The 11,268-nt window shown below is 60.3% G+C and carries 11 protein-coding genes; 10 read left to right on the forward strand and 1 reads right to left on the reverse strand.

The window, feature by feature from the left end:
• The first annotated feature begins 213 nt into the window (after positions 1-213).
• From murA to E7002_RS06940, 3 genes are all read left to right on the forward strand, one after another.
• Positions 214-1,491, forward strand: coding sequence for a UDP-N-acetylglucosamine 1-carboxyvinyltransferase (gene murA, locus E7002_RS06930; RefSeq protein WP_303728137.1), 1,278 nt, complete (start codon positions 214-216; stop codon positions 1,489-1,491).
• A 6-nt stretch (positions 1,492-1,497) separates the two neighbouring features.
• On the forward strand, positions 1,498-2,952 hold the full coding sequence (locus E7002_RS06935; RefSeq protein WP_303728138.1) for an LCP family protein: 1,455 nt from the start codon (positions 1,498-1,500) through the stop codon (positions 2,950-2,952).
• 104 nt (positions 2,953-3,056) lie between these two features.
• Positions 3,057-3,287 (forward strand): NifU family protein, encoded by a 231-nt coding sequence (locus E7002_RS06940; protein WP_066663823.1) that lies wholly within the window; start codon positions 3,057-3,059, stop codon positions 3,285-3,287.
• A 548-nt stretch (positions 3,288-3,835) separates the two neighbouring features.
• On the opposite strand, the gene E7002_RS06945 is transcribed toward E7002_RS06940, so the two are convergent.
• Positions 3,836-4,558, reverse strand: a complete 723-nt coding sequence (locus E7002_RS06945) for a hypothetical protein (protein ID WP_303728139.1) — start codon at positions 4,556-4,558, stop codon at positions 3,836-3,838.
• 39 nt (positions 4,559-4,597) lie between these two features.
• On the opposite strand from E7002_RS06945, the gene E7002_RS06950 reads away from it, so the two are divergent.
• The 7 genes from E7002_RS06950 (at position 4,598) to E7002_RS06980 (ending at position 11,247) form a co-directional block, all read left to right on the forward strand.
• The gene (locus E7002_RS06950) at positions 4,598-4,798 is read left to right on the forward strand and encodes a hypothetical protein (protein WP_303728140.1); all 201 of its coding nucleotides are present in this window, start codon (positions 4,598-4,600) and stop codon (positions 4,796-4,798) included.
• A 39-nt stretch (positions 4,799-4,837) separates the two neighbouring features.
• Positions 4,838-5,779, forward strand: a complete 942-nt coding sequence (locus tag E7002_RS06955) for a DUF1848 domain-containing protein (protein ID WP_303728142.1) — start codon at positions 4,838-4,840, stop codon at positions 5,777-5,779.
• 127 nt (positions 5,780-5,906) lie between these two features.
• Positions 5,907-6,128 carry a UDP-N-acetylmuramoylalanyl-D-glutamate--2,6-diaminopimelate ligase gene (locus tag E7002_RS06960; RefSeq protein WP_303728143.1) on the forward strand — a complete coding sequence of 74 codons (222 nt, stop codon included), beginning with the start codon at positions 5,907-5,909 and terminating at the stop codon, positions 6,126-6,128.
• Between the two features lie 39 nt (positions 6,129-6,167).
• Positions 6,168-7,031 carry a prolipoprotein diacylglyceryl transferase gene (lgt, locus tag E7002_RS06965; RefSeq protein WP_303728144.1) on the forward strand — a complete coding sequence of 288 codons (864 nt, stop codon included), beginning with the start codon at positions 6,168-6,170 and terminating at the stop codon, positions 7,029-7,031.
• A gap of 119 nt (positions 7,032-7,150) precedes the next feature.
• Complete coding sequence (locus tag E7002_RS06970; RefSeq protein WP_303728145.1) at positions 7,151-7,531, forward strand: desulfoferrodoxin family protein; 381 nt, start codon at positions 7,151-7,153, stop codon at positions 7,529-7,531.
• A gap of 114 nt (positions 7,532-7,645) precedes the next feature.
• On the forward strand, positions 7,646-8,902 hold the full coding sequence (locus E7002_RS06975; RefSeq protein WP_303728147.1) for an aminoacetone oxidase family FAD-binding enzyme: 1,257 nt from the start codon (positions 7,646-7,648) through the stop codon (positions 8,900-8,902).
• Positions 8,899-11,247 carry an L-threonylcarbamoyladenylate synthase gene (locus tag E7002_RS06980; RefSeq protein ID WP_303728148.1) on the forward strand — a complete coding sequence of 783 codons (2,349 nt, stop codon included), beginning with the start codon at positions 8,899-8,901 and terminating at the stop codon, positions 11,245-11,247. The genes E7002_RS06975 and E7002_RS06980 overlap by 4 nt, the downstream gene beginning before the upstream one ends.
• The last annotated feature ends 21 nt before the right edge of the window (positions 11,248-11,268 follow it).

Genomic DNA, 11,268 nt, shown 5'->3' on the forward strand with positions numbered 1-11,268 from the left:
CACATTGTCGGCCTAATCCGCGCGATATTCATGCAGGAGGGGCTTCCCTTGTCGTGTCCTGCTCATATCGTCTTATGTGCGGCTTTCATTGCGGCTGTGGCAATGCCCAACCTCTGCGCATTCTGTAACGGGTGGGTTGCGCCACGTGCAATCTCGCTATAATCACTCAGGCAAGAGATAATGAGAGAAGAAGATACTGCGAAGGAACGGTGTATGTCGGAAGAAGTAATCATCGTTCGCGAAAGCGAAAACCTTACGGGTACGGTGCGCGTGTCGGGCGCGAAGAACTCGGCGCTCAAGCTCATCGCCGCGTCGCTTCTGGGCCAGGGCGAAAGCACCATTCATAATGTCCCGCTTATTTCGGATATCGTCATCATGAGCGAAGTGCTCGAAACGCTGGGCGCTTCCGTTCATCGTGAGGGCCATGTCCTTACCATAGATACCTCTACGGTCAATTCGTACGAAACGCCGTACGAGCTCGTGAGCAAGATGCGCGCTAGCATTTCTGTGCTTGGCCCGCTCATCGGTCGCTTTGGCCGCGCCCACGTGGCCATGCCGGGCGGCTGCCAGATTGGCGCCCGCAAGATCGATATGCACCTGGTGGGGCTCGAGCAGCTTGGCGTTCATTTCGAGGTTGAGCATGGCTACTTGGTGGCTACCACGCCCGAAGGCCTGCATGGTGGCAGTATCGTGCTCGATTTCCCCAGCGTGGGTGCAACCGAGAATACCATGATGGCCGCTGTTGTGGCCGAAGGCGAAACCACTATCGACAACGCTGCGTGCGAACCCGAGATCGAAGACCTGGCAAACATGCTCAACGCCATGGGCGCCAAGGTCAGCGGTGCAGGAACGTCGGTCATCACCATCACGGGCGTGCCGCTTTCCAGCATGCATCCTTGCGAGCACACTACGGTGGGCGATCGCATCGAGGCTGGTACGTTCCTGGTGGGCGGCGCTCTCATGGGTGGTCCGCTTACCGTAGAGGGCGTCGACCCGTCCTTCCTGCGCATGGCAATCATGAAGCTGCGTGCCATGGGTTGCACGGTCGAAACCGCTGAAGACTCCATTACTATCAGCCGCACGCAACCACTGCGTTCGGTCGACATCCAGACGCTTCCGCATCCGGGTTTTCCCACCGACCTGCAGGCGCAGTTCATGCTGCTTGCGGCGTTGGCGGAAGGCAACTCCGTCATTACGGAAAACGTGTTCGAGAATCGCTTCATGTTCGCTTCGGAACTGTCTCGTATGGGTGCCGACGTCGTTATCGACGATCATCATGCGCTCGTGCATGGCGTGAAGGGGCTGCAGGGTGCGCCGGTGGTATCCACCGACCTGCGTGCAGGCGGTGCGCTGGTGCTTGCGGGGCTTATTGCCGAGGGCGAGACCATCGTGCGTAAGATTTCCCACATCGACCGCGGTTACGAGGACTATGTGGGCAAACTTTCCAGCTTGGGTGCCCGCGTAGAGCGCACCACCATCGAGGAATTGTAGGCCCCCATGAGCCGCGAGCAGAAACGACTGCGCAAGCGCGCCCGCGCGGTGAATAGTTCCGTCATCGGCACGCATGCTGCTGCGAATTCGCGCCGCGCTGCACGCACCAACGTGAACTTCGGCAACCAGCGTGGTGCCCAGCGTGCCGTGCGTGGCGAGATTAGCCATGTGGTGCCGCATACGCGCACGAGCGAGTCTCATCGCGATTATTCGCGCAGGTCACATAGGCGTGACTATGTCGAGGCGAACATGCGCCGCAGGCGCCGCCGTCGCGTGCTTGGCTTCCTGGCGGTTGTCGTCGTGGCCATCGTTGCGGTCGTTTCCGTTTCCCGGTTCGTGTATGCCACGTCTATCGACGGACAGATGCGCATTTCCGACAGCGATACGCTGAACGCGCTTACCAGTGTGTCTGCTGATACCGACCCGTATTACACGCTTATCGTGGGCGAGTTTGCGAAGCCCGGCGAAGAATCCGATTCGTCCGACCTGCTCATGCTCATGCGCGTCGATCCGCAGAGCAGCGTGGTCACGTTCGTGTCCATTCCGTCCAACTTCACGGCTTCTATGTCCGACGGCAATACGCATACGCTGTCCCAGGCGTCTTCCATTGGCGGTGACGCCGAGCTTATCTCGCAGGTGTCTTCGCTGATGGGCGTTAAGATTTCCCATTTCGCGAAGATTGGCGCGAGCTCGTTCGAGACGCTCGTGGACGAATTGGGCGGCGTCACCATAACGCTTCCCGAAGAAGTCGACGACCCGCGCGTGGGAACGAAGTGGCTCCCTGCGGGCGAAACGTCGCTCGATGGCGAAACGGCTCTGTTCGTATGCCGTGCGCGCAATTACTCCGACCCCGAAAGCGTTCAGGCACAGGTACAGCAAGACGTGTTTTCCGCGTTGCTGCAGAAGGCTCTGGGCGGTTCTAGCTTGGAATCGGTCCTTACGCTCGATACTATCGCTTCCGACTTCCAGACGGACCTGTCGGCAAGCGACCTGGCGTCTTTGGCGAAAGCCGTTTCACTGAATGGCGTTACGGTGTATGGGGGTTGCGTTCCTGGTTCCACGTCTTCCGATGGCTCCACCTTCTCGGTGTCCAGTAGCTCGCTTTCCACGCTCATGCAGACGGTAGACGCGGGCGGTGACCCCAATGCCGAGGAAACGCTGGCCGATGTCGACCCCACGGGCATTACCGTATCCGTGCGCAATGGCGCGGGCATCACGGGTGCTGCTAGCACGACCGCCAACGAGGTTACGGCGGCGGGGTACACCGTTTCCGAAACGGGCAATACCGAAACGTACGTGTATGACGAGACGCTTATCATCTATTCGTCCGATGATATGGCCGATGCCGCGAAGAACCTCGTGAACGTGCTGGGGTGTGGTCGTGTGAGCTCGGCGAGCGCGTATTACTCGTTCAGCAGCGACATTTTGATCGTTATCGGCAAAGACTGGGTGGCGAATTAGCCCGTCCGCATATCCTGGCGCAACGACAGCTAACCGTTGATTGCGCTTCTACCGCGCTATGGTAGAATGCGCCTAGCATAATGAGATTACAGAAGGAGATTCCTATGCCTAATCGTGAAGATGTAGCCGCAGTGCTCGAGCTTATCCGCCCCAGCCTTCAGGCCGACGGTGGCGACGTGAGCCTGGTGGACGTGCAGGAAGACGGCACCGTTGTTGTCGAGCTGCAGGGTGCCTGCCATGGTTGCCCCATGTCTCAGATGACGCTTGCCAACGGCATCGAGCGCATCCTGAAGGATCGCGTTCCCGGCGTCGTTAAGGTTGTTCCTGCCGAATAACCCATCGCCTTTGCGAACCTAAAGCCGCTGGCATCGCCGGCGGCTTTTTTTGTTGCCCTCGTTCTTTGCGCGCGAGGTTTTAGGAGTCGCATGTTTGGGTTGTAACTCGTCGTGGGGCCGGGTCGGGATTGCCCCTTGGGGCACCCGCTTCGCTGCTCGCGTGGTTTCGGCCCTGCATGGGCCGAAACCTACGCTCGTGCGCTCGCTGCTTCATGCATTTACTGGCGCTGCTTGGGGTTCCTTCGGCGTTTGTCGGAAGCTTCGCTTCCTCCTCGCCGAAGGAGCCCCAAGTACAGCGCTTTTCTTTATTAGCTTTCAGAGTGCCCCCAAGGGGCAATCCCGACCCGGCTTTGGATGGGCGAGCGGGTTGTGCCCTGGTGCGGTCCCATCGATGCCCGATCGGAAGAACGTACTAAAAGAATCGACGGGCATTTGCTGCCAGGCTGGTCATATGGTTCCCGACCGGCGCCGCCGGTTCGTTCGCGAGAGGGGCAACCTTGCCGAGCCGGTGTCCGCTGCAAGCCGTAAAACCATGTGGCGGTTGGTCCCTACCGTGAACAACGTGCCTGCGTCGGTCCGCCACTCGCGAACCAGAGCGCATAGGCGAGAGCGAGGCAGAATGCGGTAATGATAGCGTATGACACGGGCAGGGAAACGGTGCCGTATATGGTGAAGTTGTACCAGTCGGTGCCCTCTATGCCGAAGCTTAGGCCATTCATGAGGATGTTCGCTGCGTAGAAGGTGGCATAGGCGAGCGCTGGGATAAGTCCAAGGGGCACTTGGGGTGCCGACAGCGCTTTGCCGCTTTGCGCGAGCAAGAGGGTCGCAAGGGCGCAAAGTGGAACGACAAGATGGAGGAACAGGTTGCCACCAGTAAGGACTGCGGAATAGCCAAGGGCTGGGCCAAGGTAGAGCATAACGACCATAAAGGTGAGCATAATCCCGTTTACGCTAATGAAACGCAGAACGTGGAGTGCGGTGGGGAAGGATGCCTGGGCTTTCGAGAGCATGCGGATCTCGAAGATCGCGCAGAGAGCGCAGCAGAGCGCCGCGAGTATGTTAGAGGGCACGGTGAAGTAGCGCAGGCTCCTGAACCCCGCGAACGAGAGGACGCCTCCGTCGAGGCCGGCGATCATGGAAATCCAAGCGCCAAGGGCGAGCAGCGCGACAAGTACGTCGAGCGTAATGAGCAGGCGCAGGTGTCCCGATGCGGGAATGGCGTGCTCCTGCGATGCGGGCTCGTTTGTATGTTGCAGCGTATGCTTGGCCATGAATCTCGCTTTCTTCGTCTTTCCTGGTCATGGTATCGCATGCGCATCGTAACGTGCGGTTTCGTTGCCTGCCTGGAAATAGCCACCATATTCAAGGCCGAACATGTTACGCTTCCTGAACCGATTCGCGGGCATCTGCCCGATGACCGCGAGCGTCTGCTTGCGCAGCTCTCTCGTCTTGTGGAAGATGCCAGGGCTGGGAAACTTGATCGATTCCGTCAGTCGGTGATGAGCCTGTAGGGTCGTAGAGGCTACAATGCTCTGCGGAAGGGCGAAGATGTGATTTTAAACACGGGTGCGCGCACCGACATACCTCAGTATTATGCGCAATGGCTGCTCAATCGCTTTGCGGAAGGCTATGTGATGGTGCGTAACCCGCTTTTTCCGCACAAGGTGACGCGCTATGCACTGAATCCCAAGCAGATAGACCTTGTGATGTTCTGCTCGAAGAATTACGCCCCGCTTCTTGCGGGGCTCCCTTCGATTACCGAGCATTATCCCACCTATTTCCACTACACCATTACCGCCTACGGGCGCGATATCGAACCAGGCGTTCCTTCTATAGAAGAGAGCGTCGAGACGCTGCTGCGCCTCGAGCGTATCGTGGGTGCGCGGCGCATTGCCTGGCGCTACGATCCGGTGCTCGTAACGCCCGCGTATTCGGTCGAGCGCCATCTTGAGACGTTTGAGTATCTTTCCGGTCGGCTAGCGGGGCATGTTGATCGCTGCATTTTCAGTTTCGTCGAGCGCTATAAGAAGCTCGAGACGAATATGCCCGAGTTGCAGGAAGTGTCGGACGCCGACAAAGAGCGGCTTGCGCGTGGCATTGGGGAAATTGCCCACCGCCGCGGACTATGGGTGCAGACGTGTGCGACCAAGGAAAGCTGGAGCCACTATGGGATTCACCGGTCGGGGTGCACGACCCTCGACATCCTAGGTCAAGCTAATCATCTTGCGTTTCGCAAGCTGAAGCACCCGGGGCTTAGGGAAGGCTGCGGGTGCTATCCGAGCCGCGATATCGGCGCCTATGAGACATGCCCCAATGGCTGTCGTTATTGCTATGCCAACAAGAGCCACGCTGCGGCTGCGCGAAATTATGCGGCGCACGACCCCGCTTCGCCGCTGCTTATCGGAACGATTGGTCCCGACGACGAGATAACCGATGCCGATCAGCGCAGCCTCTTCGCAACTTCCTCGGGCCAGCTTTCTCTTGGAATCTAGCGCGCATCCCGTCTCGGTGACGCTTCCCTAACCTAGCTGCGGATGTGCGGATATGTTCTGCTACAATCGAGTGGAACGTTAGTCCAGAAGCTTAGATGCGCGGGGGCGAGGGTGTATGGCGACGGTAGTGACATGCGAAACATGCGGTTCAACCGATTTCGACTTGCATGACTATTGCTCCGTCATGGTGCTCAGCTCCGAACGCGCATTGTTCACGCTGAAGTGTCCGAAGTGCGGAACGAAGGTCACCACGCTTTCGCCCATACCTCAGGACATGCGTTCAGGTATAGCGGCTGCTGCGCGCAAGATGAATGCGGGCATGGGCGGCTGCGAGACGTCTAATCGATAGACGCGGCCTGCGGGTCGCGTTGCGTCCCCGGGAAACACAATGCTCAACGATCTCTATCACATGCTCGACCCCGTGGCTTTCACGCTGGGGCCCCTATCCGTGCGCTGGTATGGCCTTGCCTATGTCGTCGGCTTTTTCTTTGCGGCGCTGGTCATTTCCCGTACGGCGAAGCGCTGGGGCGTGCGCGTTACGTCCGACGACTTGTCCACCATCCTCATCTGCGTGGTCGTGGGCGTTTTTTTCGGCGCGCGTTTGGGCTACGTGCTGTTCTATGGCGATGGCTACTACCTGACCCATCCCTTCGAGATTCTGGCGTTTTCCCAGGGCGGCATGAGCTTCCATGGCGGCCTGATTGGCGCGCTGCTTTCCGGTATCGTGGCGGCGAAGATCTGCGGCATTCCGTATACCACGCTTGCCGACCTGGGTTGCATCGCTGCTCCCATTGGTTTGTTCTGCGGTCGCTGCGCAAATTTCATCAATGGCGAGCTATGGGGTGCCCCTACCGACCTGCCGTGGGCCGTCGTGTTTGGCGGCGCGGCTGGTTCCGTGCCGCGTCATCCTTCGCAGCTGTACGAAGCCCTGCTGGAGGGCGTGCTGCTGTTCATCATCCTGTTTGCCCTTTCGCGCAAGACGCCCCCGCGTTCCCGTGGCACGTTCCTGGGCGTGTTCATGCTGCTGTACGGGGTGTTCCGCTTCTTGGTGGAATTCGTGCGCCTGCCCGACGAGCAGCTGGGATATCTTCTGGGCACGAACTGGCTTACCATGGGCCAGGTGCTCTCGCTGCCGCTCATTATTGCGGGCGTCTGCATGCTCATCTGGGTTTCTCGAACGCACCTGCCTCAGCAGGGGCATCCCGAAGCCAAGGACGAGGCGGAAGACGTGCAGGGTTCCCCTGAAGCGTAGCGTCTGCATGGCGAAGCCGTGCGTCTCAGTTTAGTAACGCGTCCGTAGCCTCCTTTCAAACGACAATTTGCATGCGCTAGCATGATTCCCATGTACATGGTGTCGGAGAAGGAGGAACCATGGCCCTTGCTTTCTACAAATGCGCCAAGTGCGGCAATATTGCCGTGAAGCCCTACGATTCGGGTGCGCCGCTTTCCTGCTGCGGTCAGAAGATGGAAGAACTCACGGCGAATACCGTCGACGCCGCCAAGGAAAAGCACGTTCCCATGGTTACGGTGAATGGCCCGCAAATCGATGTCGTTGTGGGCGAGGTGGAGCATCCCATGCTCGAGGAGCATTACATTACCTTCATCTGCCTGGAAACGCAGAAGGGGTATCAGTTCGCTCCGCTCAAGCCCGGCATGAAGCCTGCGGCATCGTTTGTCGTCGCCGACGACGATGTTCCCGTCGCGGTCTACGAATACTGCAACCTGCATGGTTTGTGGAAGGCCGAGCTCTAGGCGTTTCGCCTCTTGGATTTGAAGCCCGCCGCTCCCTGCGAGTGGCGGGCTTTTGCATTGCATGCAGACAAGGCGTGTTCCCTTGGGGAAGGGGCGTGCTGAGGCGCGTCGTCCATGTACGTATGCGGTATCATCGATGCCATGAAATCTGAACGAGTTGATATATGCATTGTCGGTGGCGGGGCCTCGGGCCTTGCTGCCGCTATTACGGCGGCGCGCGCGGGACGTAGCGTCGTTGTGTTGGAGTGCGATTACGAACACGGGCGCTCCATCAAGCGTACGGGCGATGGGCGCTGCAACATTGCGAATGCGCATACGCATGCGGGCTTGTATCGCAACGAATGCTTTGTCGAGCAGGCATTTCGCGCCTGCTCTCCCGAACGAGCGCTGGCGTTTTTGGAAAGCTGCGGCCTGGTGCTGCGACAGGAATCCGAGGGCCGATTGTATCCCCAGGCCAACAAGGCAACGTCGGTCGTGGATGCGCTGCTTCTTGCGGCGCAGCGCGCGGGCGTTCGCATCGAGCTAGGGTGCAGCGTAACGAGCGTGCTTCCGTATGGTGACGCGTGGCAGGTCGCCTATGATCGTATGCAGCTGCCGCAGACGAGCAAGCGCGTTACGGCGCGCGATCTTGCCGCCGCCCGCGCGCATGCCCAGGCCATGCAGCTGCAGGCACGCAGTGTGGTGTATTGCGCGGGCGGCGACGCTCCTACGTCGGTGTTGCCCGCTACGGTGAAGGTGCATCCCTCAGTGCCCGTGCTTGGGCCCCTTGCCACCGATGTTGCCCCCATCGCTGGCCTCGATAAGGTGCGCGTGAAGTGCGCGCTTCAATCGGGCGATGTGCGCGAAGAGGGGGAAGTCACGTTTCGCGAGTACGGTGTTTCCGGCATTGCCGCCTTCAACCTGTCTCGTCTCGTGCGGCCGGGCGACGTCATTGCCATCGATTTCCTGCCTGCATGCGAAGGCGATTCCGCCGAAGCGCTGCTGCAGCGTCGCCTTGGCGTCATGGAGCCGTGCACGGCGGAGGAATTCTGCGTGGGCATGCTCCTGCCCGAAGTTGCGCATGCGGTGTTGCATGCTGCGGGCCTGAAGGGGCGTGGTCCCATGAGCCAGGACGGCGTTGCCCTGCTGGCTCGCACGTTGAAGGCGTTTCCCCTTGTGGTGAAGGGGTTGGGGGACGAGCGACTTTGTCAGGTGCATCGGGGTGGCGTTGCCGTGGAGGCGGTACGCCCCGAAACCATGGAGGTTGCCGGTCAGCCTGGGCTGTACGTTTGCGGCGAAGCACTCGATGTGGATGCCCCTTGTGGTGGCTACAACCTGCACTGGGCATGGGTGAGCGGCATTGTCGCTGGAGAGGCGGCGAGTGTGCGATGATCAGGGTTCCCAACGTACGATGCTCGCTCGATGACGAGCGGCAGACGCGGGGCGATGCCCCGTTTACGGAAGGCGCGCTCGTACGCGCCGTGGCGAAGAAACTGGGCGTTTCTCCTGGCCAAGTGCTTTGGGTGCGCACGTTGCGGCGCAGCATCGATGCCCGCAAGAAGACCGATGTGCACTTTACCGTGACGGCATGCGTGCGCCTGCGGAGTGAGCAAGCGGAGGCTGCTGCCGTGCAAGATGGGAAGGCTCAGCCGTATTGCGAACCCGCTCCACTTGCATTCCCCCAGCTGAGTGTTTCGGACGAATCGCGCCCCCTGGTGGTGGGCGCGGGTCCTGCGGGGCTTTTCTGTGCGCTCTATCTGGCGCATGCCGGCTTGCGCCCGCTGCTCGTGGAGCGGGGCGATGCTGTGGAAGAACGCATGCGAATCGTGAATGCGTTCAATGAAGGCGCGCCGCTCGACGTACATACCAATATCCAGTTTGGCGAAGGTGGTGCAGGCACGTTTTCGGATGGCAAGCTCACCACGAACACCAAGCATCCCCTCACACCGTATGCCCTGCAGTGGTTCGTGGAGGCGGGTGCGCCCCAGGACATCCTGTGGGATGCGAAGCCCCATATCGGCAGCGATGTGCTGCCCGGGGTTGTTCGCTCATTGCGCGAGCGCATTATCGATTTGGGTGGCGAGGTGCGCTTTGGTACGCAATTGGTGGACGCGCGCTTTGCAGAAGGAAGGCTGTGCGAAGCCGTTTTGGAAGATGTGCGCACCGGCGAGCGTTCGGTGGTGCCCGCAACGCGCATGGTGGTGGCCTGCGGCCATTCGGCGCGCGACACGTTCGAGGCGATTCGTGCATGGGGTTTGTTCATGGAGCAGAAGCCCTTTTCCATGGGTGTGCGCATCGAGCATCCTCAGGCTCTGATCAACCAGTCGCAGTGGGGTTCAGCGGCTAGTCACCCCGCGTTGCGCAATCGCGCAGCCGATTACAAGATGGCCATTCACGTGAATAAGCGCCGCAGTGCGTATACGTTTTGCATGTGCCCTGGCGGCACGGTGGTTCCCGCGGCAAGCGAGGAGCATTCAGTTGTCACCAACGGCATGAGCGAGCGTGCGCGCGATGGGAGCAACGCCAATGCTGCGCTGCTCGTGAACGTCGATCCAGCGGATTTTGGCTCGAGCGATCCGCTTGCGGGCATGTATCTGCAGCGCGAGGTTGAGCAGCGTGCGTTTCGCGTTGCCGTGGAAGCGGGTGGTGCCCCCTATTCTGCCCCCGCTCAGACGGTGGGCGATTTCCTGGCCAGCATGCATCGTCCCGCCTCGAAGGGTGCGGGTTGCTCAAGCGTGCAGCCAACGTACGCACGTGGCGTGGTGCAAGCGCAGCTGCAAAATGTGCTACCCGCTTTCGTGTGCGAAACCCTTGCCGATGCGCTTCCCCAGATGGAGACACGCCTGCATGGGTTTGCCGCGTCCCAGGCCGTTATGACGGCTCCCGAAACCAGGTCGTCTTCGCCCGTGCGCATGTGTCGTGGCAACGATTGCCAGGCATTTCTAGGGACGGAGGCGTCGCGCGATCGGGCAGGGGCGACGGGCGTATATCCCTGTGGCGAAGGCGCGGGATATGCCGGCGGTATTGTCTCTGCTGCGGCCGACGGCATGCGCGTGGCCCAATGCATTGTGAACGAGTTTGCTTTGGACTCTGCCGCGGAAAGCGCGGGGGAGGGTGCCCGCGATGAGGCATGCGCCAAGAGCACTGACGTGGCGAAGGCCGCGGCTGCATTGCGTGCTGGTAAGGCCGTTGCGTTTCCTACCGATACCGTCTTTGGCTTGGGGGTGGCGGTGGAGCATGCTTCGTCGCCCGAAGAGCTCTATCGTATAAAGCGCCGCCCTGCGAACAAGCCCGTGGCATGGCTCGTGCGTGGCGTGCATGACCTAGGCGTCTATGGCGAAAGCGTTCCCGAATATGCTTATGACCTGGTACAACGTCATTGGCCGGGTGCGCTTACGCTTATCGTGCGTGCAAGCGATGCCGTGCCGCAGGCGTATCAGTCGGCTCAGGGCACCATTGCATTGCGCATGCCCAATAGTGCGGTTTCGCGGCAGCTTATGGACCTCGTGGGCTGTCCGCTTGCCACGACGTCCGCGAATGTGTCGGGGGAGGATGCCCCCGCAAGCGCATCGGCCCTTTCGCCTGCTATCGTATCGGGCGCTGCCGTGGTCGTGAGCGGTTCGGTGCGTGCAAGCGGTGTTGCGTCCACGGTGGTGGACTGCACGGGGGGTGCCCCCCGCATCGTGCGTCAGGGCACGGTTGAAATTAAGGTGAAAACGGCGAAAGCCGACCAATAGGCTACCTGTAGTTGCAAGGAG

The sequence above is a fragment of the Denitrobacterium detoxificans genome (assembly GCF_015062615.1).
In the GTDB taxonomy this organism is placed as follows: domain Bacteria; phylum Actinomycetota; class Coriobacteriia; order Coriobacteriales; family Eggerthellaceae; genus Denitrobacterium; species Denitrobacterium detoxificans_A.

Bases quoted from the DNA above. Each gene is read 5' to 3' on its own strand.
- murA (WP_303728137.1), top strand. From the start codon at position 214: ATGTCGGAAGAAGTAATCATCGTTCGCGAAAGCGAAAACCTTACGGGT.
- E7002_RS06935 (WP_303728138.1), top strand. From the start codon at position 1,498: ATGAGCCGCGAGCAGAAACGACTGCGCAAGCGCGCCCGCGCGGTGAAT.
- E7002_RS06940 (WP_066663823.1), top strand. From the start codon at position 3,057: ATGCCTAATCGTGAAGATGTAGCCGCAGTGCTCGAGCTTATCCGCCCC.
- E7002_RS06945 (WP_303728139.1), bottom strand. From the start codon at position 4,558: ATGGCCAAGCATACGCTGCAACATACAAACGAGCCCGCATCGCAGGAG.
- E7002_RS06950 (WP_303728140.1), top strand. From the start codon at position 4,598: ATGCGCATCGTAACGTGCGGTTTCGTTGCCTGCCTGGAAATAGCCACC.
- lgt (WP_303728144.1), top strand. From the start codon at position 6,168: ATGCTCAACGATCTCTATCACATGCTCGACCCCGTGGCTTTCACGCTG.
- E7002_RS06970 (WP_303728145.1), top strand. From the start codon at position 7,151: ATGGCCCTTGCTTTCTACAAATGCGCCAAGTGCGGCAATATTGCCGTG.
- E7002_RS06975 (WP_303728147.1), top strand. From the start codon at position 7,646: ATGTACGTATGCGGTATCATCGATGCCATGAAATCTGAACGAGTTGAT.
- E7002_RS06980 (WP_303728148.1), top strand. From the start codon at position 8,899: ATGATCAGGGTTCCCAACGTACGATGCTCGCTCGATGACGAGCGGCAG.